General features: G+C 72.5%; 21 protein-coding genes. 8 read left to right on the plus strand and 13 right to left on the minus strand.

Translation table 11 applies throughout. From position 1 onward, the window contains the following. Positions 1–36: 36 nt before the first annotated feature. Entirely contained in the window at positions 37–864 is an 828-nt protein-coding gene (locus ACFQ7Q_RS03830; RefSeq protein ID WP_383549407.1) for a LuxR C-terminal-related transcriptional regulator, read from the plus strand. A 15-nt stretch (positions 865–879) separates the two neighbouring features. Here ACFQ7Q_RS03830 and ACFQ7Q_RS03835 read toward each other — a convergent pair whose 3' ends face one another. Beyond that, a complete protein-coding gene (locus ACFQ7Q_RS03835; RefSeq protein ID WP_383549408.1) occupies positions 880–2,070 on the minus strand; it encodes a winged helix DNA-binding domain-containing protein in 1,191 nt (396 codons plus the stop codon). 146 nt (positions 2,071–2,216) lie between these two features. Between ACFQ7Q_RS03835 and ACFQ7Q_RS03840 the strand changes: the two genes are divergently transcribed. Next, entirely contained in the window at positions 2,217–3,341 is a 1,125-nt protein-coding gene (locus tag ACFQ7Q_RS03840; protein WP_383549559.1) for a magnesium and cobalt transport protein CorA, read from the plus strand. Between the two features lie 273 nt (positions 3,342–3,614). On the opposite strand, the gene ACFQ7Q_RS03845 is transcribed toward ACFQ7Q_RS03840, so the two are convergent. Next, on the minus strand, positions 3,615–4,880 hold the full coding sequence (locus tag ACFQ7Q_RS03845; protein ID WP_383549411.1) for an NAD(P)/FAD-dependent oxidoreductase: 1,266 nt from the start codon (positions 4,878–4,880) through the stop codon (positions 3,615–3,617). 288 nt (positions 4,881–5,168) lie between these two features. On the opposite strand from ACFQ7Q_RS03845, the gene ACFQ7Q_RS03850 reads away from it, so the two are divergent. The 5 genes from ACFQ7Q_RS03850 to ACFQ7Q_RS03870 all read left to right on the plus strand — a co-directional run bounded on the left by ACFQ7Q_RS03850 (position 5,169) and on the right by ACFQ7Q_RS03870 (position 10,828). Next, positions 5,169–6,716, plus strand: a complete 1,548-nt coding sequence (locus ACFQ7Q_RS03850; RefSeq protein WP_383549414.1) for a carboxylesterase/lipase family protein — start codon at positions 5,169–5,171, stop codon at positions 6,714–6,716. Positions 6,717–6,831: 115 nt separating this feature from the next. After that, complete coding sequence (locus ACFQ7Q_RS03855) at positions 6,832–7,557, plus strand: response regulator transcription factor (RefSeq protein ID WP_383549417.1); 726 nt, start codon at positions 6,832–6,834, stop codon at positions 7,555–7,557. Further along, a complete protein-coding gene (locus ACFQ7Q_RS03860) occupies positions 7,544–9,454 on the plus strand; it encodes a sensor histidine kinase (protein ID WP_383549419.1) in 1,911 nt (636 codons plus the stop codon). Before ACFQ7Q_RS03855 ends, ACFQ7Q_RS03860 begins: the two co-directional genes overlap by 14 nt. Positions 9,455–9,576: 122 nt before the next feature. Beyond that, on the plus strand, positions 9,577–10,110 hold the full coding sequence (locus tag ACFQ7Q_RS03865; RefSeq protein WP_383549422.1) for a hypothetical protein: 534 nt from the start codon (positions 9,577–9,579) through the stop codon (positions 10,108–10,110). Between the two features lie 61 nt (positions 10,111–10,171). Beyond that, positions 10,172–10,828, plus strand: coding sequence for a class F sortase (locus ACFQ7Q_RS03870; protein ID WP_383549424.1), 657 nt, complete (start codon positions 10,172–10,174; stop codon positions 10,826–10,828). Between the two features lie 11 nt (positions 10,829–10,839). On the opposite strand, the gene ACFQ7Q_RS03875 is transcribed toward ACFQ7Q_RS03870, so the two are convergent. The 11 genes from ACFQ7Q_RS03875 to ACFQ7Q_RS03925 form a co-directional block, all read right to left on the minus strand. Beyond that, complete coding sequence (locus ACFQ7Q_RS03875) at positions 10,840–11,952, minus strand: agmatine/peptidylarginine deiminase (RefSeq protein ID WP_383549427.1); 1,113 nt, start codon at positions 11,950–11,952, stop codon at positions 10,840–10,842. Positions 11,953–11,975: 23 nt separating this feature from the next. After that, positions 11,976–12,824 (minus strand): ABC transporter ATP-binding protein, encoded by an 849-nt coding sequence (locus tag ACFQ7Q_RS03880; protein WP_383549431.1) that lies wholly within the window; start codon positions 12,822–12,824, stop codon positions 11,976–11,978. Continuing rightward, on the minus strand, positions 12,817–13,854 hold the full coding sequence (locus ACFQ7Q_RS03885; RefSeq protein WP_383549434.1) for an ABC transporter ATP-binding protein: 1,038 nt from the start codon (positions 13,852–13,854) through the stop codon (positions 12,817–12,819). Before ACFQ7Q_RS03885 ends, ACFQ7Q_RS03880 begins: the two co-directional genes overlap by 8 nt. Then, a complete protein-coding gene (locus ACFQ7Q_RS03890) occupies positions 13,851–14,711 on the minus strand; it encodes an ABC transporter permease (RefSeq protein ID WP_383549437.1) in 861 nt (286 codons plus the stop codon). The genes ACFQ7Q_RS03885 and ACFQ7Q_RS03890 overlap by 4 nt, the downstream gene beginning before the upstream one ends. Next, positions 14,708–15,676, minus strand: coding sequence for an ABC transporter permease (locus ACFQ7Q_RS03895; protein ID WP_383549440.1), 969 nt, complete (start codon positions 15,674–15,676; stop codon positions 14,708–14,710). The genes ACFQ7Q_RS03890 and ACFQ7Q_RS03895 overlap by 4 nt, the downstream gene beginning before the upstream one ends. Beyond that, the gene (locus ACFQ7Q_RS03900; RefSeq protein ID WP_383549443.1) at positions 15,673–17,346 is read right to left on the minus strand and encodes an ABC transporter substrate-binding protein; all 1,674 of its coding nucleotides are present in this window, start codon (positions 17,344–17,346) and stop codon (positions 15,673–15,675) included. The genes ACFQ7Q_RS03895 and ACFQ7Q_RS03900 overlap by 4 nt, the downstream gene beginning before the upstream one ends. Positions 17,347–17,470: 124 nt before the next feature. Continuing rightward, on the minus strand, positions 17,471–18,487 hold the full coding sequence (locus ACFQ7Q_RS03905; protein WP_383549446.1) for an agmatine/peptidylarginine deiminase: 1,017 nt from the start codon (positions 18,485–18,487) through the stop codon (positions 17,471–17,473). 89 nt (positions 18,488–18,576) lie between these two features. Further along, positions 18,577–20,337, minus strand: a complete 1,761-nt coding sequence (locus tag ACFQ7Q_RS03910) for an urease subunit alpha (RefSeq protein ID WP_383549449.1) — start codon at positions 20,335–20,337, stop codon at positions 18,577–18,579. Beyond that, positions 20,334–21,056 (minus strand): urease subunit gamma, encoded by a 723-nt coding sequence (gene ureA, locus ACFQ7Q_RS03915; RefSeq protein WP_383549452.1) that lies wholly within the window; start codon positions 21,054–21,056, stop codon positions 20,334–20,336. Before ureA ends, ACFQ7Q_RS03910 begins: the two co-directional genes overlap by 4 nt. A gap of 219 nt (positions 21,057–21,275) precedes the next feature. Further along, positions 21,276–21,857 (minus strand): TetR/AcrR family transcriptional regulator, encoded by a 582-nt coding sequence (locus tag ACFQ7Q_RS03920; protein ID WP_383549455.1) that lies wholly within the window; start codon positions 21,855–21,857, stop codon positions 21,276–21,278. Between the two features lie 100 nt (positions 21,858–21,957). Then, positions 21,958–23,514: a serine/threonine-protein kinase gene (locus ACFQ7Q_RS03925; RefSeq protein ID WP_383549458.1), complete on the minus strand. Its 1,557-nt coding sequence runs from the start codon at positions 23,512–23,514 to the stop codon at positions 21,958–21,960. Positions 23,515–23,690: 176 nt separating this feature from the next. Here ACFQ7Q_RS03925 and ACFQ7Q_RS03930 point away from each other — a divergent pair, with 176 nt between their 5' ends. Next, positions 23,691–24,314, plus strand: coding sequence for a TetR/AcrR family transcriptional regulator (locus tag ACFQ7Q_RS03930; RefSeq protein WP_383549461.1), 624 nt, complete (start codon positions 23,691–23,693; stop codon positions 24,312–24,314). Positions 24,315–24,432: the final 118 nt, after the last annotated feature.

The raw sequence follows: 24,432 nt of genomic DNA on the forward strand, positions 1-24,432 counted from the left end.
CTCACTACCCCCGTTCGGGGGTGAAGGAGTGGTCGCGTGTCCGAGCGGACGGAAGCGGTCGAGATGCGCGGTGCTCTGGCGCGGCTGCGCCGTGCCACCGGACTCCAGGTGGTCTTCGGCGGGCTGCTGCACGAGGGCAGGCCGTTGCGGATCTCGGAGCTGAACGGAGCCGTCACGCCCGCCCTGCACGGACTCGCGATCTCCGCGGGCAGCGGCCTGGGCGGAAAGTGCCTGGCGCTGGCGCGGCCGTGCGCGGTCGTCGACTACGCGTCGGCGCGGCACATCACGCACGAGTACGACGTTCCCGTGTCGGCGGAGGGCCTGCGTTCGGTGATCGCGGTGCCCGTCGTCGTACGGCGCAAGGTGCGGGGAGTGCTGTACGGGGCGCTGCGGGACTCGCTGCCGCTGGGCGAGCGCGTCGCCGACGCGGCCGTGGCGGCGGCCCGCGACCTGGAGCAGGCGCTGGCGGTACGGGACGAGGTACGGGAGCTCCTGTCGGCGGTGCCCTCGGGACCGGTCTCGGGGCCTTCCTGGGAGGAGGTCCGGCAGGCGCACGGGGAGCTGCGGGAGCTGGCGCCGCGGATCGGGGACCCGGAGCTCAGGGAGCGGCTGCTGGCGGTGTGCGGCCGGCTGGAGTCGGCGTCCACGCCGCCGGGCGCGACGCCCGGTGTGACGCTGACGCCGCGCGAGCTGGACGTGCTGGCGGCGGTGGCCCAGGGCGCGACGAACGCGGGCGCGGCGGCACGGCTGGGGCTGCGGCCGGAGACCGTGAAGGGGTATCTGCGCTCGGCGATGCGGAAGCTGGGCGCGCACACGCGCCTGGAGGCGGTGGTGGCGGCGAGGAGGGCGGGGGCGCTGCCGTAGCCGGCGGGCGGTCGCTCATGCGTCGACGATCCCGAAGGCCACCTCGTACGGGACACCCGGCCGAGCCATCACCCCCAGCATCCGCTCGGCCTCCTCCGCCAGCTCGACGCGCTGGGCCTTGGTCGGACTGCCGAAGGGCTGGATGGTCATCGCGGTGCGCTCCTTGGTCTCCTCCAGTCGCCAGAGGCCGGCGAGGAGCCCGTCGAGGAGGAAGACGCAGTACGCCTGATTGCCCTTCCAGGTGCGGTTGCGGGCCTCGGCGGCGACGACGCGGCTGCGGTCGGCGTGCGACAGGAGCAGGTTGTCGAACTCGGGGAGGAAGCGCGGCGGGGCCGGGGTGTCCTCGTCCGGGCGCGGGGCGTCGGGCAGGTCGAAGAGTTCGACGCCGTGCTCGTCCTGGAAGGTGACGAGCCCCGGCCGCAGGCGCTCGAAGGCGTCGCGGAGGCGGGTGAGGCCGCACCAGGTCTGCATGTCCTTGACGGAGGCGGGGCCGAAGGCGGCGAGGTAGCGCAGGACCGTGCCGTCGGGGGTGGGCTCGGCTTCGGAGGGGTCGGCCTGAGCCGGTCCGGCTTCGGCGGGGACGGCTTGAGCCGGTCCGGCTTCGGCGGGGACGGCTTCGAAGGGGCGGCCGAACCAGGTCTCCGCGGTGGTCAGGCAGACCTGCCCGCTGCTGCGCCACAGGCCGCGCGGAGTGACCTGGACGAGGGGCAGCAGACAGCGCGCCGCGATGCCGAGGGACTGGGGGTCCGCGTCCGGCCACTCGACGAGGAGGGCTTCGCGGATCTCCTTGGGGGTGCGGGGCCGCTCCTCGACGAGCTCGCGGGCGAGGGCGGCGAGCCGGTCGAGGTCGACGCCGACGAGGCCCTTGCGGAAGATGCCGATCTCGCGGTCGCGGGCGGGCTGGACCAGGGGCCGCAGGGTGAACACGTCGTCGGCGGTGTGGGTGTGGATGGTGGAGCGCATGGTGACGATGCGGGCGACCCGACGGGACTCCATGAGCTCGGAGAGCTCCTCGGGCCGGAAGCCGTCGAGGCGGGCGGCGAGCGCGTAGTACGGCGGCTTGGTGTTCTGGGCCTGGAGGCCGAGGAGGTGCGAGACGGCGTCCTCGGCGGACATCGCCGCGGGCGCCAGCAGGAGCTGCCGCGCCAGCGTGGCGCGACCCAGAGCGCGGGTGGAGAGGACCGGGTTCGTCGTCTTGGAGGGCATGGACAGCACGCTACCCAGACTTGCGGACAGCTACGGTCCGCAAGGCCGCATCCGCACGCCGGGTGCCGACGCGCTGCGGCAATGCGCCGCATATATCCTGCCCGGAGACCCTGGACCCGATCATGAACACGGAGAGGGACCCCACGATGTCGGAGCGCCGCCCTCGCGCAGCCTGGCGCCGCCAGCCGGAGCCGCCGGCCACGCCGCCGGAGCCGCAGCCGACCGGGCCCGAGTCCGGACCCGCCGACCGGCCGAGCGTGGTCCAGGCGACCCTCTATCGAGACGGCCGCCGGGTCGCCTCCCCCGCCACGCTGGCCGAGACGTTCCGCCGGCTGCGCGAGTACCCGGACGGCATGGCCTGGATCGGCCTGCACCGCCCGACGGAGTCCGAACTCCATTCACTGGCGGGCGAGTTCGACCTGCACGAGCTGGCGGTGGAGGACGCCCTGGAGGCGCACCAGCGCCCGAAGCTGGAACGTTACGGCGACACTCTCTTCGTCGTGCTCCGCGCGGCGCGCTACCTGGACGCCCAGGAGGAGGTGGACTTCGGCGAACTGCATGTCTTCGTGGGCCGGGACTTCGTGATCACGGTCCGCCACGGCGCGGCCCCTGACCTCTCGGCGGTCCGCCACCGCATGGAGGAGGACCCCGACCTCCTGGCGCTGGGCCCGGAGGCGGTCCTGTACGCGATCCTCGACGCGGTGGTCGACGGCTACGCCCCGGTGGTCGCGGGCGTCCAGAACGACATCGACGAGATCGAGACCGAGGTCTTCGGCGGCGACCCGGCGGTCTCCCGCCGCATCTACGAACTCTCCCGGGAAATGGTCGAGTTCCAACGCGCAACCCGCCCCCTCGTCGGCATGCTGCACGGCCTGATGGCGGGCTTCGCCAAGTACGGCACGGACGAGGAACTCCAGCGCTACCTCCGCGACGTGGCCGACCACGTCACCCACACCAGCGAGCGCGTGGACGGCTTCCGCCAGGCCCTGACGGAGATCCTGACGGTGAACGCGACCTTGGTGACACAGCAACAGAACGCCGAGATGCGAGCACTGGCGGAGGCGGGCTTCGAACAGAACGAGGAGATCAAGAAGATCTCCTCGTGGGCGGCCATCCTCTTCGCCCCCACCCTGGTCGGCACCATCTACGGCATGAACTTCGACTCCATGCCGGAGCTGCACTGGGCGGGCGGGTATCCGTTCGCGATCGTGCTGATGGCGGTGGTCTGCGTCAGCCTGTACGTGATCTTCAAAAAGCGCGACTGGCTGTAGTCGGCGGTCGAGATCCCCTGCTCGACCCCGCAGTGGCGAAGCCCCGGGGCCCGTTCGGGCCCCGGGGAGACCGCGCAGGCCCGGGGTTCATTCGAGCCGCGCGAGCGGCCTCCGTCGGGAGGCCGCCGGCGAGAGCGGCGACCAGGGCGGCGGCCTTCATCACGGTACGACGAGTGGGCGGAACAAGGTCGCTTGGGGGCATGCGGCCAGACTGGGGCCGCATGCCCGACAGGCCCATGGACAAGCCCGCTCGAATCTTGGACTTCCGAGGCGTCAGCGGGTGGGTGGGGCGGCCGCCGCGCGGTGCTTGAGGTTGACGGCCGAAGCCTTGGCCACCGCCATGGGGTTCAGGAATCGCAGGGGACCTATCAGGCGGGATGCGAAGAGATGCATGTGCCGCGCCAGCGATTCATCGCGCGCCGCCGCCGAGAACATCAGCCGCTCCAGGGGATTGAACGGACGGGTCTTGGCGAAGTCGGCGGCCAGGTACTGGTGGCCGAGCAGGCGTCGGTGCCGGCGGGCGTACACCGCGAGCGACTTGTCGAGGTCCCCCCGGCCGGTCGCGGCCGAGGCGACCGCATCCGCCAGCCATTGCGCGGACTGCAGGGCCCACCCGCATCCCACCCCCCACAGAGGGTCTCCGGTCAGGGCGGCGTCGCCGATGAGGGCGACGCCCGGTGCGGTCGGCTTGCGGGTGTGCAGCGGGTAGTCGACCGAACCGATGATCTTCGTGACGCGTTCGGCGGAATCGATGGGCGGCGCGTCGGGCAGGGCGCGGACGAAGTCGAGGAAGCTGCCCTCCAGGTCTTCCCGGAAGGCCGGCAGCCGCTTCTTGTCCGGGAGCACCGCGAGGACCGTCACCCCGTCGTCGTTCGGGAACGCGTACGCCATGTCGGGTTCGAGGAACCAGGCGTGGGCGATCCCGCCGCGCAGCGGAAGGTCGCGGAAGTGCGCGAGATAGCCGAACCGCCCGTTCTCGTACTCCCGGGCAGGTACCCGGGCGAGCTTCGCCACCGCCGATTCCTTGCCGTCGGCGCCGACCACCAGGCGGGCCCGGATCTCACGCTCGCCCTGTGGTGTCGACGCGCGCACTCCCACCGTCCGCCCGGCTTCCTGGACCAGCCCGGTCACCCGGTGCCCGAGGAGCAGATCGACGCCAGGGGTTCCGGCCGCAAGGGACCTGATCAACGGATCGAGGGTGCTGCGCCGGACGTTGTAGGCGTACGGAAGCTCGGGGCCTCCCGGCGCGGCCCTCGGCTCGATCCATCCCCAACGGGTGTACCAGCGGGCCTCGTTGCGCACGGCACCCGCCTTCTCCAGAGCGGGGACGAGGCCGAGTTCGTCCAGCACCGGATAGGCGTTGGCCGTGAGGGAGTGGGTGCACAGCACCTTGTACGCCTCGGGGTCCGAGCGGCGTTCCAGCAGTGCGACGCGGACACCCCGTCGAGCCAGCAGGATCGCCGCGGCGCTGCCGGCGAGGCTGGCTCCGCTGATGACGACGTCGTAGTCGTCGTGCCCCGCGCTCTCAGGCTTGGTCATGCGCTGATCGCCCCCTTCGAGGTGTGGTGCCGTCCGTGGGAGTGGTGCCGTGCCTGTCAGGCACATGACCGAGTGTAGAGAGCCCGGGCGTCGGTCGACGTGTGATCGGGCCGGACGACGTCGCGCGTGAACGCCCGGAGCGGACGACCGATCGCGCCGTCGGGCTCCGCTCCGGCGAGGGCGGTCCGGATCCTCCTTTAATGACTGGCGGGACATCCGGACGCGGCGGATCATGCGAAGGGACCGCGCTCGCTGCGAGCCCCTTGCCCCTCCGGGAGAGAAGTCGTGATGACCGTTGCCGCGTCCGAGTCGTCCGATTCCTCGGGAGCCCGGCCCGAGGTCCGTACAGTGGCCGGGGCGGTGCGAGGCGTCCGTGAGGCGGGAGTGGCGGTCTTTCGGGGCATCCCCTTCGCCGAGCCCCCGGTCGGCGCGCTGCGCTTCGCCGCACCGCGGCCCGTACGGGGCTGGAGCGAGGTGCGCGAGGCCGTCTCGTACGGTCCGCCGCCCCCGCAGGCCGGGCACTTCGGCATGGACGCGCTGTCGCAGGACGCACCCGGTGACGACTGGCTGACGGTCAACGTCTGGTCGCCCGAACCGACCCCGGGCGCGGGGCTGCCGGTGATGGTCTGGATCCAGGGCGGCGCCTACGTGTTCGGCATGTCCGGCCTCCCCGAGTACGACGGGGCCCGGCTCGCTCGGGACGGCGACGTCGTCGTGGTGACGTTCAACTACCGTGTCGGCATCGAGGGCTTCGGGCAAATCGAGGGCGCTCCGCCCAACCGAGGGCTGCTCGACCAGGTCGCCGCGCTGGAATGGGTGCGCGACAACATCCGGGCCTTCGGCGGCGACCCCGAGCGGGTCACGGTGTTCGGCCAGTCGGCGGGTGGCGGATCGGTCGCCGCCCTGCTGGCGATGGACCGGGCGGCCGGGCTCTTCCGCCGGGCCGTCGCGCAGAGCGTGCAGGGCACCTTCTTCTCACCTGAGCTCGCCTCGGACATCACCACGGCCTGCGCCGCCGAACTGGGGCTGCGGCCCACGGTGAGCGACCTGTCCGGTGTTCCCCCGCACCGACTGCCCGCCGCGGCCGACGCGGTCGGCGCCACGATGGACCGGTGGGCGGAGCGCTGGGGCCGTCCCGCGTACCGGGCGATCCCCGTGTCGCCGGTGGTCGACGGCGACGTCCTGCCCGTCACACCGTGGCAGGCCCTGTCCGGCGGCGCCGGCCGTGACGTCGACCTCCTCGTCGGCCACACCCGCGACGAGCACCGCCTGTTCACCGCGATCACCGGTCTGCTCGGCGAGGTGAGCGAGGATCAGGCGGAGGACGCCCTCCGGGCCCTCGCCCCGGCTTCGGACGGCGCTCGCCGGTATCGCGACGCCTTTCCGGCCGCGGGCCCGGAGGCGTTGTACGAACTGGTCCATTCCGACTGGCTGTTCCGCATGCCGTCGCTCCACCTCGCCCAGGCCCAGGCGTCGGCCGGCGGCCGCACGCACGTCTACGAGCTGGCCTGGGACGCCCCGGGCATGGGCGGCGCCCTCGGTGCCTGTCACGGTCTCGACGTACCTCTGGTCTTCGGCAATCTGGACCGCGGCCAGCCCGCCGTGCTGATCGGTGAAGCGCCCTCCCCGGAGGCGGAGGAGCTGTCCGCCCGTATGCGTGCCGCGTGGACGTCGTTCGCCGCCCACGGCGACCCGGGCTGGCCCGCGTACGACACCGAGCGGCGACTCGTGCGGGTCTTCGACACCGGTCAAGCCGTCACCGCCTACCCGGAGGAAGCCTCCCGCCGGATCTGGCAGGACCGCCCCTTCACCGTGCTGCCGCTGATCGACCGGTAGCCGCCGGGACCCGGCCGTCGGATCCCCGCGGCGCCGACCTCACCACCTCGACGACCTCATCGGGCGACGGGCGGCCCGGAACTCCCGCCCGTACCCATCGCCTACGATCGGCCGCGTGTGTGCTGAGGTGATGGTCGCGGAGGACGACGAGAAGCAGGCCGAGCTGGTGCGGCGCTATCTCGAGCGGGAGGGCCACTCGGTCACCGTCGTGTGCGACGGGCGGGCGGCGCTGGACCGGGTGCGGGAGTGCGAGCCCGATCTGCTGATCCTCGATGTCATGATGCCGCGCACCGACGGGCTCGATGTCGTACGGGTCCTGCGCGGCGAGGCGCGGGAGCTGCCGGTGCTGATGCTGACCGCCCGGTCCACCGAGGACGATCTGCTGCTCGGGCTCGACCTCGGCGCCGACGACTACATGACCAAGCCGTACAGCCCGCGCGAACTGATGGCGCGTGTCCGCACGCTGCTGCGCCGCACCGGCCGGGCGGGCACACCCGCCGCCGACAACGGCCGGGTTCTCTCCGTGGGCGCGCTGCGGGTCGACGCCGACCGGCACGAGGTGACCGTCGACGGGACACCCGTGGAGTGCACGCCCGGGGAGTTCCAGGTCATCGCCGCCATGGCCGCCGAACCGGACCGTGTCTTCACCCGGCCGCGGCTCCTGGAGAAGCTGCACGGCTTCGACCGCTACGTCAGCGATCGCACCGTGGACATGCACATCATGAACCTGCGCAAGAAGATCGAACCCGAACCGCGCACCCCGGCCCGTCTGCTCACCGTCTTCGGCGTCGGCTACAAGCTGACCGATCCGGCGAAGGGCACGCGGCGTGCGACGTCGTAGCCGCACGGCGCGCTCGCGGCTGCCCTTGCGCAAGAGCCTGCTCGGCCGCTTCCTCGGTGTCTTCGCGCTGGTCGCGGCCTGTTCCGTCGCCGCGACGACATGGCTCGCCTCCCAGACCACCTCGGGAGCCCTCGAACAGGAACAGGGCCAGGCCCTGGCGGACGACGCGCGCATCTACGACGCCCTGCTCGGGTACGCGGCCACCCACCCCCGATGGGAAGGCGTGGACGGCACGGTCAAGGACCTGGCCTCCCGGTTCGGCCGCCGCATAGCCGTCACCACCCAGTCCCGCGAGCCCCTCGCCGACTCGGCCGGCAGCGCGGGCCCGCAGCTGCCCAACCGGCCGTCGGCGGTCGTCGATCCGCTGTCCTTGGACAGTGCGCTGTCCAAGGACAGCGGATCGAGCGCGACGGACCGTATCGACGCGCGGGCCGTCGGCCCCTTCCGTCTGCCGGCTTCGGAGCGTCGTGAACTGCGGGGCGAGGCGGATCGCGTCGTGGCGTGCCTGAGCCGGCTCGGCCAGAACGTCGAGGTGACGGAGAGCCCGTCGGGGCGCCCGCGCATCGACCGCGGCGACGCCCCCGCCGACCGTGTCGCCGTGGACGACTGCTCCACCGACGACCTCGACGCCGCCACGAAGACGGAAGCCACGGCCCTCGAAACGCTGACCAAACTGACCAACGCCTGCCTGAGCCGCCAGAACCGTCCCGCCATCACGCTGAACCCGGACCTGACCTGGCACAGCGGCCTGCGGCCCGGCCCCGTCGCCACGGCCAGGCCCATGCCCGTACCGAAGGAGGTCGACAGGGCGGCCGACCAGGCCGTGGGCTCCTGCGTGGCCACGGCGCGGCGCGAGCAACTGAGCTCGTACGTCGCCCAGCCGGCGCTGCTGTTCATCGGCGACCCCGACCGGGGCAACGTCCCCGGCTTCGACCTGTCCGCGACGAGCACCGCCCGCATCGCCGGCGCGGCGGCGCTCGTCCTCGCCCTCACCATCGGCGTCTCGATCCTCACCGGACGCCGTCTCGTCCGCCCGCTGCGCGCGCTGACCGGCGCGGCACAGCGCATGAAGGAAGGCGTCGAGACCGCTCCCATCGCGGTGCACGCCGACAACGAGATCGGTCAGCTGGCCGCGGCCTTCTACGAGTTGGCCGAGCACCGGGCCCGTCTGGAGGCGCAGCGCAAGGCGATGGTCAGCGACGTCGCGCATGAACTGCGTACCCCGCTGAGCAATATCCGCGGCTGGCTGGAGGCCGCTCAGGACGGTCTGGCCGACACCGATCCGGCGCTGATCGCCTCGCTGCTGGAGGAGGCCGTACAGCTTCAGCACATCATCGACGACCTCCAGGATCTCGCGCAGGCGGACGCCGGCGCGCTGCGTCTGCACCCGGAGCCGGTCAATGTGACGGACCTCCTCGGCCAGGTCGCCGCCGCGCACCAGGCCGAGGCCGAGCGCGCCGGTGTCATCCTGAGCGTCGGGGCGCCCCAGCCCCCGCCCGCGCTGACCGCGGACCCCGTAAGGCTGCGGCAGGCCGTCGGCAACCTGGTCTCGAACGCCGTACGCCACACCCCGCGCGGCGGACGCGTCGAGCTGCGCGCCCATGGCGAGGGCGTCGACGGCGGGCCGCTGACCGACGTCGTCGTGGAGGTCGCCGACACGGGCAGCGGGATCGCCGCCGACGATCTGCCCCACGTCTTCGACCGGTTCTGGCGGGCGGAGAGGTCCCGCAACCGGCGTACCGGCGGCAGCGGTCTGGGCCTCTCGATCGTGCGCAAACTCGCCGAGGCACACGGCGGTTCGGCCACCGCCGCCTCGGCCGTGGGCGTCGGCTCGACCTTCACGCTGCGCCTTCCGGCGGCCGTGCGCGAGGACGCGGGCCGGGTCGCGAAGCTCTGACAGCAAGGCCACAGGCTGCTGACAGCTTTCTGACAAGTCTCCGTGAGCATGGCGATCACCGGGCGCCCGGGCGAGTCAAGGCGCGGGCGCCGGCCGTTCCGTATCGAAGGGGAGCCACAGCCATGCCGTCCCACCGCCGCCCGTCCCGACGCAGTCGCGGCCTGCGCGCCGCAGCCTTCACCACCGCCGTGATCGGCGGGGTGCTCCTGCCCTCGACCTCGGCGTTCGCGTCCGACGGTCCGTCCGCCGCACCGTCGGAGTCGGCCGTCCGCCCCGCGGCGGCCGCCGACACCACCCCCGACGCGAGCTCCGGCACGCCGCAGCCCGTCCCGTCCCCGACATCGTCGGAGAAGGGGCGCGGCACGGCGGACAGCCGGCCGAGCCCCGTCCCCGACCGGACCCCGGGTGAGGTGGCGGCGCCGCGTGGCGGTGTCGCCGCCGGGGAGCGGGCGGCCGCCCAGCCGAGTCCCGTCCCCGACCGGACCCCGGGTGAGGTGGCGGCGCCGCGTGGCGGTGTCGCCGCAGGCGAGCGCCCCGTCGTCCGGAGCGGGGACAGCACGACCGCCCTCGCCGGGTCGGTCGCGGGCGCGGCGATCCTCGCGGGTGCCGGCACCGTCATGCTGCGCCGCCGAGGCGCCGTCCACCGCAACGACTGACCGATGAGTCGTGGTGTCGCCGAACCCGGCGGCACCACGGCTCCGTGCCCGGGGAGCCCCCATGACCCGCACGACCGGCCGGCGTGTCCGCACCTGGCGGACGTATGCCCGGCCCCTGCTGCTGTGTGTCGTCCTGACCACGACCGCCGGCGCATGCGCGACCGACGGCGCCGAGGGCGACACGAGCGGCACCACGAACACCGGATCGCCCCCGGCGGCGACGGCGTCACGCACTCCCGCCGGCGATCCGGCCCCGAACCGGGTCGAGGACACGAAGACGGTCCCCGCTCGTGTGTCCATACCGTCCCTCGGCATCGACGGCGATCTGATGACGCTCGGCCTGAATCAGGACGGCACCGTCGAAGTGCCGCCGGCGGACAAGGGGATGACGGCCGGCTGGTACACCGGGAACCCCCGGCCGGGAGAGCCCGGCGCCGCGGTGATCATCGGCCACAACGACACCCGCTTCGGCGAAGCCGTCTTCCACGACCTCAAGCGGATCCGCGAGGGCGCGACGGTCGACGTACGCGACAGCGACGGCGGCACCGTCCGCTTCACGGTCACCGGCACCGAGACCGTCGCGAAGAACGCCTTTCCCACGGAGAGGGTCTACGGAGCCGCCGAGGGACGCGCCTTGCGACTGATCACGTGCGACGGCGCGTTCGACACGGCCGGCCATCCCGTGGACAACCTGATCGTCTACGCCGTCGCACGCTGACCGGGGCGGGGTCAGGCGGCGGGCTGCTGCTGGGTGACGCAGTGGATGCCGCCGCCGCCCGTGCCGAGGCGGTCGATGTTCAGCTGCTCGATGACGCGGTCCGGATAGAGACGGGCCAGGGTCGCCCTGGCCGCCTGGTCCGCACGGGTGTCGCCGAAGTGGGCACTGATGACGGCGCCGTTGCAGAGGTAGTAGTTGGCGTAGGAGGCGAGGAAGTCCCGGCTGGTGGAGCGGATCTTCTCGTAGTCCGGGCCCTGGAGGCGCATGACGTCCATCGGGCTGCCCGTGGCCGTCGTCGAGGCCGACAGGATGCTGAACTGCTGGCGCGCGTCGCGGGCGTAGGCGTCGGTGTCGGTGGAGAGGGGCATCTGGACGAGCGCCTCCCCGGGGGCGAGGAAGCGGGACGTGGCGTCGACGTGGTCGTCGGTGATGTCCTGGCCCCGGACCCCGTCGAACCAGATGACCTTGGACGCGCCGTACGCCTCGCACATCGCCGAGGTCAGCTGCCGCTCCGACATCCCGGGGTTACGGTTGCGGTTCACGAGGCTGCTGCGGGTGGCCATCAGGGTGCCGGCGCCGTCCTGCTCGATGGCGCCGCCCTCGCCGACCAGGTCGGCGGAGGTGAACGGGACGCCCACGTAGGCGGCGATCCGTTCGGCGACGAGGGCGTCCTTGGCGTGGGCCTGCTTGTTGCCCCAGCCGTTGAAGTTGAGGCCCACGGCGTCCAGGCCGCCGGCCCCGTCCGTACGGAAGACGGCGCCGCTGTCGCGCATCCAGCAGTCGTCGACGGGGATGGAGCCGATGACAGTGACCGTGGAGCCGCACATCGAGCGGGCCTTGGCGGCGCTGCCGGAGTTGGCGCACATGACGACCGGTTCGTACTTCGCGATCGTCCGGGCGATCAGGGCGATGTCCGCCTGTACGCCGCTCAGCTTGCCGCCCCAGATCGAGGTGCTGTCCGGCCATGCCATCCAGGTGCGGGTGTGGCGGACGTCCTCGACCGGGACCCGGAAGGTGCCCGCGGTGGCGCGGGCCCTGCCCTGGGTCGTCGTGGCGAGGGCGGCGCCGGCGGCGGTCGCTCCGGCGGCGACGAGGAATCCTCGTCTGTTCAGGCCTCGGGTCATTTCTGCCTCCTGTGTGGGGGTGCCTACGGGGACGACAGCTCCTGGCGGGCCGCCGCGATCCGGTCCGGGTTCCAGCCGGGGTGCGGGACGGAGTCCAGGAGGAGCCGGGTGTACGGGTGTTGCGGCGCGGCGAGCACCTGCGCGGTGGCGCCGGCCTCGACGACGCTGCCGTGGCGCATGACGAGGACCTCGTCGGTGACGCACCGGACCACGCCGAGGTCGTGGGTGATGAAGAGGTAGCCGATCGGGGTCTGTTCGCGGATGTCGGCGAGCAGGTTGAGGATCTGCGCCTGTACGGACACGTCGAGGGCGGCGACCGCCTCGTCCAGGACGAGGACGGCGGGTTCCACGGCGAGTGCGCGGGCGATGGCGACGCGCTGGCGCTGGCCGCCGGAGAGGTGCCGGGGCAGCGCTTCGGCGGCCCGGCCGCCGAGGCCGACCTGGTCGAGGAGTTCGCGGATGCGGGGCTCGGGATCACGGTCGGGGAAGTGCAGTCGCAGCGTCTCGCGGAGGACCTGATCGACGCTGGTCCTGGGGTCGAGGGAGAGATACGGGTCCTGGAAGACCATCTGCACCTCGCGAGCCCTGGCCAGGCGCTGGGCCCGTCCGCGTGCCCGGGCGGGGCGGGCCTGGCCCCGGATCCGTACCTCTCCCTCGTCGGCGCGCTCCAGACCGACGACGATGCGGGCGATGGTGGTCTTGCCGGAGCCGGAGCCGCCGACGATGCCGAGCGAGCCGCCTTCGGGGAGGGTGAACGACACACTGTCCACGGCCCGTACGGTGCCGAAGGCGCGGCTCAGGTCGACGACCTGCAGAAGGGGTTCGGGCGGGAGAGGTCCGGGCAGGACGGGTTCGGGCAGGAGCTCAGGCATCGACGACCGCTCCCTTCTCCGCGAGCCGGTCGCTGTGGTGGCACGCGGCGAGATGTTCGGGCCGGCCGGGTGCCCGCAGCGGTTCCGGTGCCGCCTGCCGGCAGATCTCGGTCGCGAGGGGGCAGCGGGCGGCGAAGGCGCAGCCGGTCAGCGGGGTGCGCAGGTCGGGCGGCTGTCCGGGGATGGCGGAGAGTCTGCCGCCGGGGGTGGTGAGCCGGGGTGTGGAGGCCAGCAGGGCCGCGGTGTACGGGTGTCGGGGACCCTCGAAGAGCACGTCGGCGGGGCCTGTCTCGGCGATCCGCCCGGCGTACATGACGTACACGCGGTCGCTGATCGCCGCCGCCAGGTCGAGGTCGTGGGTGACGAACAGCAGCCCGGTGCGGAAGCTCGCGCGCAGTCGGGCGAGGACGGCGATGACCTCGGCCTGGGTGGTGACGTCGAGCGCCGTGGTCGGTTCGTCGGCGAGGAGGAGCGCGGGATCGCCCATGAGCGCCGCGGCGATCACCACCCGTTGCAGCATGCCGCCGGACACCTGACTCGGGTACTTCGGCAGGGCGGTGTCGTCCAGCCCGACGGCCGCGAGGAGTTCCGCGGCCCGGTCCCTGGCGCCGGATTCGTCCATGGTCCCCGCGGACCGGACGGCCTCGGTGAGGAAGTCGCCGATGCGGCGCAGTGGGTTGAGCGCGGCCCGCGGGTCCTGGAAGATCATGGCGACGGTGCCCGCGCGCAGGGCGCGCAGCCGGTCCGCGGCCATGGTGAGGACGTCGCGGCCCTCGACCAGGACGGTGCCCTCGATGGTGGCGCCGGGCGGCAGCAGGCCCAGGGCGCTGCGTGACGTGAGGGACTTTCCGGAGCCGGACTCGCCGACGAGGGCGACGGTCTCGCCCGGGCCGACGGTGAGGTCCACGCCGTCGAGGACGGGCCGGGCGCTGCCGGGGAGGGTGAGCCGCAGGCCCTGGATGTCGAGCGTGGGGGTGGCGGACGGCGGTGGCGACGGCGAGGCGGGGGTGGGTGGGGACAGCGGTCTCATCGGTCTCTCCTGGCTACGCGGTCGGCCCAGCGCTCTCCGACCACGTTGAACGCGACGACGGTGAGCACGACGAGGACGCACGGCAGGATCGCGGAGAGCGGGTAGCCGTGCTGGATGGCGGTCTGGCCGTCGAAGACCATGCGGCCCCAGTCGGGTGTGAGCGGTGGCACGCCGAGGCCGAGGAAGGACAGGCCGGCCAGGTCCATGAGGGCGTAGCCGAAGTTGATGGTGGACTGGGCGAGGACGACGGGGGCGATGTTGGGCAGGATGTGGCGCAGGCAGATCTGGAGCGCCGAGTGGCCCTGGACCCGGTAGGCGTTGACGTACGGACGGGCTCGTTCGGCCAGGACGAGTGAGCGGGTGAGCCTGCTGACGTACGGCAGATAGGCGACGCCCAGGGCGACGACGGGGGCGAGCAGGCCCTCTCCGTACACGGAGACGACGAGGATCGCGAGGAGCATCCCGGGGAAGGCGAAGACGAGTTCGGTGGAGCGGGACAGGACGGAGTCGAGCCAGCCGCCTCGCCAGGCCGCGGCGGTGCCGACGGCCACGCCCACGAGGGTGGAGAGGACGACGACGCCGAGCGGACCGAGCAGCGAGGTGCGGGCGCCGAGGAGGAGCCGGGAGAGGGTGTCGCGGCCGGCCGCGTCGGCGCCGAGCGGATGGTCGGCGGAGGGTCCGGCGAGCGCGCCGCCGAGGTCGACGGCGTTGGGGTCGTGGGGCACCACCCAGGGGGCGAGCAGGGCCGCGGCGACGACGAGTCCGACGAGGGCCAGGCAGGCGAGGTGCAGCGGCGAACGGCCGGAGGCCGCGCGGAGCTTCGCGAGGCCCGGCCGCCGGGTGAGGACGGCGGTCATGCGGCTGCCCCTCTCGTTCCGAGGGCGATCCGGGGGTCGACCACAGGCAGCAGGAGGTCGACGATCAGGTTCACTGCCATGAACAGGGCGACGATGATCAGGGAGACGGCCTGGACGGTGGGGAAGTCCTTGGTCGTGGTGGCCAGTTCGAGGAGCTGGCCGATTCCGCCGATGCTGAAGGCGGTCTCCACGAGGATCGTGCAGACCAGCAGGGTGGAGACGATCAGGCCGCCGGTGGTGAGCACGGTCCCGAGCGAGTTGCGCAGCACATGGCGGCGGATGACCAGGCGTTCGGGAACGCCCCGGCTGCGGGCGACGGTGACGTGTTCGCTGTCCAGCGCTTCGAGCATGGCGGCGCGGGTGACGCGGGCGAGCATCCCGATCAGATAGAGCGCGAGGGCGATCGCCGGCAGGGTCAGGTGCCACACCATGTCGAGGAAGCCGTCGCCGGCGCCGCTGCTGGGGAACCAGCCGAGGTTGACGGCGAAGAGGCCCTGCAGCAGCACGGCGGCGACGAAGGACGGGGTGCCGATCGCGAAGGCGGTGGCGACGAGGACGGCGGAGTCGGTGGTGCCGCCGCGTACGGCGGCGATCCGGCCCAGCAGCAGTCCGACGATGACGACGACGGCCAGTGCCATGGTGATCAGCAGCAAGGTGGTGGGCAGCCGGTCGGCCAGGAGCCGCGAGACGTCCGTGCGGTACGTGAGGGAGCGGCCGAAGTCGCCCTGGACCATGTCACCGAGCCAGCGCAGATAGCGCACCGCGAACGGGTCGTCGAGGTGGTAGCGGGCGTTGATCGCGGCGAGCGCCTCGGGAGAGGCCGAGCGGCCGGAGAGCAGGAAGCTCGCGGGGCTGCCGGGCGCCAGGTACATGGCGCCGAAGACGACGAACGAGGCGACGAGGAGGGTGGCCGCCATCTCGGCGACCCGCCGTGCGGCGAATCTCAGGAAGGCGAGGGGGTTCACGGCGTGGCCCCCGAGCCCGGCGCCTTCGAGTCCGTCGGCCCCGCGCCGGCCGGTCCCGCGGCGCCGACGTCCGCCGCCCACGGGTAGTACATGTACGCGATGGTCGTCGGGGCGCCGGTGATCCGCTTGTTGAGGAAGAGGGCGGTGGGCCACTCCGCGACCGGGATCCAGGGCAGCTGTTCGGCGGCGTGCCGCTGGAGCTCGCTCTCGACGCGCAGGCGCCGGTCCTTGTCGTAGGTGGTGGTGGCCTGCTCGATCAGTCCGTCGTACCGCTTGTCGCTGTACCCGGCGAAGTTGAGGTACGCGCCGGTCCTGAAGTTCGTCAGGAGGTCGAGCGGGTCGGTGATCGAGTTGTAGTAGGTGAGCGGGAACATGTCGATGCCCTCGCGGGCCTCGGGGTCGGTGAAGAGCGCGGTGAAGGCGTTCGGGGCGACCGACTTGAGGTTGATCCTGAGCCCGATCTCGCTGCCGGCGGCCTGGACCGCGGTGGCGAGGAGGGAGACGTCCTGGCCGATGGAGCTGGTGGCGACGGTCAGGGACGTGCCGGTGGCCCCGGCCTCCTTGACGAGCGCTCTCGCCTTCTCGACGTCCCGGGTGGTGGGCGGCAGTCCGTCGAAGGCCGCCTTGCGCACCTCCGGTGCGGCTCCCGCCCAGGCGGCCCTGGTGGTGAGGGAGCTGGTCGCGCTCCCCGCGCCGCCGAGGCCGGCCTTCACGAACCCGGAGCGGTCCAGGGCGAGGGAGAGCGCCCGGCGGACACGTACGTCGCCGAGTGCGCCCTTCATGTTCGTGATGCCGAGGTTGACGGTGCTGAGGCCCTCGCCGAAGTAGAGGGTGCCGACGCCGCTGTCCTTGAGGCGCCCGTAGCTCTCGGTCGGGATGAGGTAGCCGCCGTCGACGTCCCCGCTGAGCATGGCGTTGGTCCGGGCGGACGGGTCGGTGAGGAAGCGGAAGACGACCTTTCCGGCCTTGGCCCGGGCGCCCCGGTAGCCGTCGAAGCGCGTCAGTTCGAGCGACTGTCCCTTCTGCCAGGCGCCGAGCGCGAACGGGCCGGTGCAGGCGAGACCGCCGGAGGTGCCGTAGTCGGCGCCCGCCGCGGTGACCCCGGCCTTGGAGGCGACGACACCGGCGGCGGTCGCCATGTACTGGGGGAACTGCGAGTCGGGCTTCTTCAGCTTGACGGTGACCTGGAGGGGTCCCGTCTTGCGTATGGAGGCGACGTTCTGGAAGTTCTGGGCCCAGGCGGCGGCGTTCTTCGGATCCGTCTGCCGGCCGAGGCTGAAGACGACGTCGTCCGCCGTCATGGTCCCGCCGTTGTGGAACCGCACGCCGCGCCGCAGGTCGTACACCCAGGTGGTCGGGTCCGGGTTGGTCGCCTTCTCCGCGAGTCCGGGTTCGAGCGTGAGCCCGGGCGTCCAACGCATCAGGCTCTCGCAGACGTTGGAGAGGATGGTGTTCTGCGGGTAGTCGAACGCCATCGTGTAGTCGAGGGTGGGCGGCTCCGCGTAGACGGCCCAGGTGAAGGAGTCGATGTCCCCCTTCGGCTTGGGGGTGCCGGCCGAGAGCGCGAACGAGGCACCGGTTCCGTCCGCCCCGCCACGGGGCGGGCCGGCGCAGGCCGCGAGGGCGGTGAGGGCGGCGACCGAGGTGAGGGCCGCGAGTACGGTCCTCACGGGACGACGTCTCGGGACGCGGGGCGGGGGCGGTGCGGTGCTCATCGTCGCGCTCTCTTTCGGTACGGCGGGGGAGGGATTACCGAGGGTTTCCCGCGGGGTTACGCGCTGAGGGTTTCCGGGGTTACGCGCCGGGGCGGGCGGCCGCCGGGATCTGCTGGGTGATGCAGTGGACACCACCGCCGCCGTATGCGATCGCCGGAGCCGGTACGCCGACGACCTTGCGGTCCGGGTAGGCACCGGCGATCACTTCCAGGGCGGCCATGTCCTGGGGGGTTCCGGCGACCGGGACGACGACTCCGCCGTTGGCGACGTAGTAGTTCAGGTACGACACCTCCACGCGCACGCCGGCGACCTCGGCGAACACGGTCTGGGGGACGTCGACGATCTCCAGGGCACGGCCCCGGGCGTCGGTCGAGACCTCCAGGACGGCACGGTTGGCCCGCATCCGGGCGTGGTCGGGGTGCTCGGGGTCCTCGGGCAGGGAGACGACGACCTTCCCGGGGGCGGCGAAGGCGCAGACACCGTCGACGTGACCGTCGGTCTCGGTGTCGAGCAGGCCGCCGTACGGGAGCCAGATCACCTTCTCGACACCGAGCTGCGCCTTCAGCTCGGCCTCGATCTGCTCGCGGCTCAACTCCGGGTTGCGGTTGGGGTGGAGCAGGCACTGCTCGGTGGTGATGAGGGTGCCCTCGCCGTCGACGGTGATCGCCCCGCCTTCGAGGATCATGTCGGAGGCGATGCGGTCGACGCCGAGGTGCTCCAGGAGCAGGCCGCTGATCCGGTCGTCGGAGTCGTACGGGTGGTGCTTGCGACCCCAGGCGTTGAAGCGGAAGTCGACTCCGGCGCGGCGTCCGTCGCCGTCCAGGACGAACAGCGGCGCGGAGTCCCGGAACCAGGAGTCGTCGAGGGGAAGTTCCACCACGGAGACGGTGTCGCCGCAGTGGGTGCGGGCGTCGTCCCCGAAGCCGGGCGGGGCGACCATGGTGACGGGCTCGAAGCGCGCGATGGTGCGGGCGACGTCCGCGTACTCCTGCTTCACGGCGTCGAGGACGCCGTCCCACAGATCCACGCGGGTGGGCCAGGCCATCAGACAGCCCTCGTGCTCGGACCACTCGGCGGGCATACGGAAAGCGGTCATCGGGGGTCTCTTTTCGGTCGCTGAGAAGGAAGCGTGGCCCTAACTGAATTTTCAGTCAAGACTCTGGGTATGAGAAAACTCGGTGCGGGTCAGAGGAAGTAGAGGCGGCTCAGGGAGACCTCGTCCGCCGGCTCGGAGCGCATGGGCGCCCCGTCGAGCGTCACGAGGCCGCTGCGGCCGTCGACCTGGACGTCCCCGATACGGGAGTTGAGCAGCAGGTCGGCCGGCCCGATGCCGCGGGTGCCGCGGACGGCGACCCGGCGACGGCGGGTGGCGAGTGCGTCGTGCGGGCGGCCGAAGGAACCGGACTCGGCGGCGGCACGGCTGACGAAGGCCACGGAGAGGTCCGCGGGAGTGGCGCCGTGGGCTCCGAACAGTGGTCCGAGGACGAGGGGTTCGCAGGTGTCGGTGGCGGCGTTGGGGTCACCGGTCACGCCCCACGCGGGGAAGCCGTTCTTGATGACCATCTGGGGCTTGGCGCCGAAGTACTCCGGGCGCCAGAGCACGACGTCGGCCATCTTGCCGACCTCGATCGAGCCGATCTCGTGCGCGAGGCCGTGGGCGATCGCCGGGTTGATGGTCAGCTTCGCCATGTAACGCAGCACACGCGCGTTGTCGTCGTGCGCGCCGTCGCCCTCCATCGGGCCCAGCTCCGCCTTCATCTTCCCCGCCATGGCGAAGGTCCGGCGTACGGTCTCGCCGGCCCTTCCCATGCCCTGGGCGTCGGACGAGGTGATCCCGATCGCACCCAGATCGTGCAGGACGTCCTCCGCACCCATCGTCCCCGCCCGGATCCGGTCCCGCGCCATCGCCGCGTCACCGGGCAGATCCGTCTTCAGGTCATGGACGGACACGATCATGCCGTAATGCTCGGCCACCGCATCCCGCCCGAACGGCAGCGTCGGATTGGTCGAGGAGCCGATCACGTTCGGCACGCCCGCCATCTTCAGCACGTTCGGCACATGCCCGCCGCCACAGCCCTCGATATGGAACGCGTGGATCGTGCGCCCGTCCAGGACCCGCAGGGTGTCCTCGACCGACAGACACTCGTTCAGACCGTCACTGTGCAGCGCGACCTGGACATCATGCTCCTCCGCCACCCGCAGCGCCGTGTCCAGAGCACGGGTGTGCGCGCCCATGTCCTCATGCACCTTGAAACCCGAGGCACCGCCCTCGGCCAGCGCCTCCACCAGCGGCGCGGGATCCGACGACGAACCACGCGCCAGGAAACCGATGTTCACCGGCCAGGCATCGAACGCGTTGAACGCATGGCGGAGTGCCCAGGGCGAGTTCACGCCGACACCCCAACTCGGGCCGATTTCCTGGCCGATGATCGTGGTGACGCCACTGGCGAGAGAAGCTTCCATGATCCGGGGCGAGAGCAGGTGGACATGCGTGTCCACGGCACCGGCGGTGGCGATCATCCCCTCCCCCGGAATCATCGTCGTCCCCGTGCCGACGACCACGTCGACTCCGTCGAGGGTGTCGGGGTTCCCGGCGCGCCCGATCGCGTGGATCCGGCCCTCGCGGATACCGACCGACACCTTCCGGATGCCCTGAACCGCATCGATCACCAGCACATTGCTGATCACGACGTCACAGGTCTCACGGACCGCGGCGGCCTTGAGATGAAGACCGTCACGAGCCGTCTTGCCGAATCCGGCCAGAAACTCGTCGCCCGGCTTCTGCGAGTCCGACTCCACCCGGACCACCAGCCCGGAATCACCCAGCACCACCCGGTCACCCGCACGCGGGCCGTGCACCGATGCGTACTCGTACGGGTCGATGTGCCGGCTGACTCCGGGGACACAGTGGTCGCCGTGGTCGCTGTGCCTGGTCGGCCTGCTCATATCCCTGCTCCTTCGTCCTCGAAAGCGTCCGCGAGCGGCTCGGCCCCCAGATATCCGCAGGCGGCGGCCCGCTTCAGGGCGACGGCCCTGGCGCCGGGCGCGTCCAGCGGGCCGTCCACCAGTCCGGCGAAGCCGATGGCGACGCGGGCGCCTCCGATCGGGACCAGGCCCACGTCGACGGTCTGTCCGGGGTCGAACCGGGTCGACGAGCCGGCGGGAGCGGCCAGCCGCATTCCGTAGGCGGCGGCCCGGTCGAAGTCGAGGCGCGGATTGGCCTCGAAGAAGTGGAAGTGGGAGGTGACGCTGACCGGGACGGCGGCCGTGTTGCGGACGGTCAGGGTCAGCGCCGGCTCCGGCGGGGCGAGGAGGTCCGGACCGGGCAGTACGGCACCGGGGGCACCGTCGTTCCGGTCCCGCGCCCCGAACGGCTCGGCGATGGCGGCGAGCCGTGTGCCGTCGTCGAAGACGGCCTCGACCTGGATCTCGGTGACGACGTCGACGACACCGGGCAGGACGTCGTCGGGGCCCAGTACGGAGCGGGCCCGGTCGATGGCGTCCGCCAGGCGCAGGCCGTCGCGGGCCGCCTCGCAGGCGGTGTCCGCGATGAGCGCGGTCGCTTCGGGAACGTTGAGCCGCAGCCCGCGGGCGCGGCGGGCGCGGGCGAGCTCGGCGGCGGTGAACAACAGCAGGCGGTCCCGCTCGGTGGGGGTCAGCGGCATGGGGGTGGTTCCTTTTCTCCCGTAGCCCGGTGATGCGCACACTGTGACACTGACTGAAAATTCAGTCAAGAGATGAAGCGTGCGTGAACTTCCGTCGATCGACCCACCGATCACCCCATGGCACGCGGGGTCGCGCGGACCACGTCCGCCGCGCCACGGACGCCTCGGGGGGCGGAGGCGGGGTCGCCGGGCGGAAGCGGTGACGCCCGGCGCCGGGCCCTACGGCTGCCGCAGCCCGATCAGCTCCACCTCGACGGCCTCCCGCATGAGGGCGCGCGCGTGGTCGATCGCGAGGCCACCGCTCAGCCAGCGCATGCTGAGACCTTCGAGCAGGGCGGTCAGCCGTTCCGCGGCGGAGGCGAGCCTGGCCGCCGGCGCCATGGGGTACACCTGGCCGAGGAGCGCGGCCACCTCCTGCACCCACACCAGCGTCGCCCGGGCGAGGTCCTCGCGCAGGACGGGGTCGAAGACGGCACTCGCCCGCAGCTCGCCCCACGCCGTGCTGTTCTCCCGGACCTCCGGGGTGTCCTGGAGCTCCAGGAGCAGGACCTGGTCGAGCTCCTCGCGGGAGCTCATCGGTTCCTCGTCCGACCCCTGGGCGGTGGTGTACCGCTCGGCGCGGTCGTTGATGAACTCCAGGGTGTGGCGCAGGATTCCGGTGCGGTCCTTGAAGTGGTAGTAGATCAGGCCGGTCGACACCCCGGCCTCTTCGGCCAGTTCTTCCACGCGGAGCCCGCGGACCCCGCGCCGGGCGATCACCCGGGCGGCCGCTTCCAGGATCTGAGTACTGCGAGACGCCATGTCACGAACCCTATCCGGACCGCAGGAGGGCGTGACCGCGGCCGGCGTCCGGCAGCACCTGCCCACGACCGCGACCCTCTCCCCACACCCACTCGGCCACTCAGCCGCTCCTGCGGTACTGGCTCAGCGCGACCGTGACCGGACCGCCCCCGGGGGTCGCCTCGATCAGCCGCGCCACGACGAGCCGAGTGCCGTCGGCACTGCGCAGGCAGAACGGCCGTTCGTCGGCGAGCTCCTCGAACGGCAGCCTCGCGACCGGTTCCGTGTCGATCCCCCGCTCGCAGTCGGCGGGGCTGAGCACGTACCCGGACGCGACGAAGGCGTCGGCGTTCTCGGGCAGCACGAGCCCGCCCTTGTCCCGGGCCAGGTACCAGTCGGCCGACTCGGCGGGCGTCACCTTCCCGGCGGCCAGGTCGAATTCGTAGCCGTCGTCGGGGGCGGTCAGCTCGACGTCCGCGTAGCCCGGCGTGTACGCGACATCCGGCTCCGCGCCGTCCCCCTCGGGACCGGTCAGGTAGTACACGGCCCCGGCGGCCGCCACGAGCGCCGCGACGACGGCCGCCGCCGTCAGAGCCGCACGACCGCGCCCGCTCCTGCGGCGGTCACGCCGCGCGGGGGCCGGGCCGTGGATGCCGTCGCCACCCGTCGCGGCCAGCTCGGGGGCCGCCGGCACGGCCGCGCGGGTGGGTCGGTCGTGCGGGGAGACCCCGTCGAAGAGGGTGGGCTCCGGGGACAAGGGGCCGGTGGCCCGTCGTGTGATCTCCCGTCCGACCGCCCCGGGCAGCCATCCGTCGGCGAACTCCGGCGAGGGACCCACGGCCGGGTGCGCGCGCACGGCGGCGATCAGCTCGCCCGGGGTGGGCCGCCCGCCCGGCGGCTTGGCCAGGCACCACCCGAGCAGCTCGCGCAGTTCCCCCGGTACGCGGGAGAGGTCGGCGGGCTCGTGGACCACGCGGTACAGCGCGGCCGACTCGGGCCCCGTCCCGAACGGCAGGGCGCCGCCGGCCACGTAGGCGGCGAGCGCGCCGAGCGCGAAGACGTCGGTGGCCGGCGTCACCGCCCGGCCGAGCGCCTGCTCGGGCGCCATGTACGCGGCGGTGCCGATCCGCAGGCCGGTGCCGGTGAGTCCGGTGGCGTCGGCCGCGCGCGCGATGCCGAAGTCGATGACGCGGGGGCCGTCCTCGGCGACGAGGACATTCGCGGGCTTGAGGTCCCGGTGGACCACGCCCGCCCCGTGGATGGCCTGGAGGGCCTCCGCGATCCCGGCGACGAGGAGCAGCACCGTGCGCGCGGGGAGCGGACCGTGGCGCTCGACCAACTGCTGGAGCGAGGGGCCGGGTACGTAGGCGGTGGCGAGCCAGGGGACGGCCGCGTCGAGGCCGGCGTCCACCACCTGCGCGGTGAACAGGCCGTGGATGCGGCGTGCGCTCGCCACCTCCTGGGCGAACCGCCGCCGGAACTCGGGGTCGGCGGCGAAGTCCTCGCGGACCGCTTTCACGGCGACGGGCCGCCCGCCCGGGGTGTGGGCGAGGTAGACGACGCCCATCCCTCCGGAGCCGAGCCGGGCGTGGATCCGGTAGCCGCCGATCTCGCGGGGGTCGTCGAGCGACAGCGGAGGGTGGAGCGGCTGCACCCCGGGAGGCTGGGTGGAGGACATGGGCGGCTCTTTCGGCGGTGCGGGAAGGCGGCACGCCGGACAGCGGTGCGGAACGGCGGCACGGGTGCGCGGCGCGCCCCCGCCCACGATCGTGCCTTTGACTAAAGTTTCAGTCAACACGCAGCCCGCCCCCGGTCGGGCCCCGGACGACGGACCATGACGACAAGGAGCACACGGTGAACGAGCGAAGAAGGGCGATCCTGGAGGCCGCTGCCCGGGTGATCGCCCGCCGAGGGGTGCGCGGACTCCGGGTGGAGGAGCTGGCGGCCGAGGCCCGGGTCTCCAAGGCGCTCGTCTACTACCACTTCGGCGACCGCGCCGGCCTCCTGCGCCACACGCTGCGTTTCATCGGGGACCGGGCGGAGCGCTACACCCGCGGCCGCCCGCCCGGGAAACGGGAACCCGAGAACTCCCTGCGGGAACTGGAGCACCGGCTGCTCCTCGAACTCCAGGACGCTCCCGAGGTGCGCGAGAACAGCACCGCCTGGGGCGAGCTGCGAGCCAGCGCGGTCTTCGAGCCGGAGTTGCGGGAGGAGCTGCGGCAGGCGGGCACCGAGTGGGTGCGCGAGATCGCGGATCTGCTCGGCCGGGTCGACCCGGCGGCGCCGGACGCCGTCCTCGTGTCCGCGGCGGAACGGCTCACCGTCCTCCTGGAGGGCCTGAGCACCCGGTGGCTCATCGGGGTGCTGCCGACCGCCCACGCCCGCGAGCTGATGCGGGGAGCGATCGCGGCGGAGGTCGAGGGGCTGGGATCAGGATCGGGACTGTCGGAACCGTACGCCGTGGGCCGGGTCCGATGAGCGGACGGAAGAGCACCTCGACCCGCCCAGCTCGTTTGACTGAAAATCCAGTCAGTGCCACAGTGGGGGCACGGCCACCCCCACTCACGCCTCCGAGCAGCCGTCTCCTTCGGCCTCC

This window comes from Streptomyces sp. NPDC056527, from assembly GCF_042794475.1.
In the GTDB taxonomy this organism is placed as follows: Bacteria; Actinomycetota; Actinomycetes; order Streptomycetales; family Streptomycetaceae; genus Streptomyces.

Coding starts and splice junctions, on each gene's coding strand:
- ACFQ7Q_RS03835 (WP_383549408.1), bottom strand. CDS start 2,070: ATGCCCTCCAAGACGACGAACCCGGTCCTCTCCACCCGCGCTCTGGGT.
- ACFQ7Q_RS03840 (WP_383549559.1), top strand. CDS start 2,217: ATGTCGGAGCGCCGCCCTCGCGCAGCCTGGCGCCGCCAGCCGGAGCCG.
- ACFQ7Q_RS03845 (WP_383549411.1), bottom strand. CDS start 4,880: ATGACCAAGCCTGAGAGCGCGGGGCACGACGACTACGACGTCGTCATC.
- ACFQ7Q_RS03850 (WP_383549414.1), top strand. CDS start 5,169: ATGACCGTTGCCGCGTCCGAGTCGTCCGATTCCTCGGGAGCCCGGCCC.
- ACFQ7Q_RS03865 (WP_383549422.1), top strand. CDS start 9,577: ATGCCGTCCCACCGCCGCCCGTCCCGACGCAGTCGCGGCCTGCGCGCC.
- ACFQ7Q_RS03870 (WP_383549424.1), top strand. CDS start 10,172: ATGACCCGCACGACCGGCCGGCGTGTCCGCACCTGGCGGACGTATGCC.
- ACFQ7Q_RS03875 (WP_383549427.1), bottom strand. CDS start 11,952: ATGACCCGAGGCCTGAACAGACGAGGATTCCTCGTCGCCGCCGGAGCG.
- ACFQ7Q_RS03880 (WP_383549431.1), bottom strand. CDS start 12,824: ATGCCTGAGCTCCTGCCCGAACCCGTCCTGCCCGGACCTCTCCCGCCC.
- ACFQ7Q_RS03885 (WP_383549434.1), bottom strand. CDS start 13,854: ATGAGACCGCTGTCCCCACCCACCCCCGCCTCGCCGTCGCCACCGCCG.
- ACFQ7Q_RS03890 (WP_383549437.1), bottom strand. CDS start 14,711: ATGACCGCCGTCCTCACCCGGCGGCCGGGCCTCGCGAAGCTCCGCGCG.
- ACFQ7Q_RS03905 (WP_383549446.1), bottom strand. CDS start 18,487: ATGACCGCTTTCCGTATGCCCGCCGAGTGGTCCGAGCACGAGGGCTGT.
- ACFQ7Q_RS03910 (WP_383549449.1), bottom strand. CDS start 20,337: ATGAGCAGGCCGACCAGGCACAGCGACCACGGCGACCACTGTGTCCCC.
- ureA (WP_383549452.1), bottom strand. CDS start 21,056: ATGCCGCTGACCCCCACCGAGCGGGACCGCCTGCTGTTGTTCACCGCC.
- ACFQ7Q_RS03920 (WP_383549455.1), bottom strand. CDS start 21,857: ATGGCGTCTCGCAGTACTCAGATCCTGGAAGCGGCCGCCCGGGTGATC.
- ACFQ7Q_RS03925 (WP_383549458.1), bottom strand. CDS start 23,514: ATGTCCTCCACCCAGCCTCCCGGGGTGCAGCCGCTCCACCCTCCGCTG.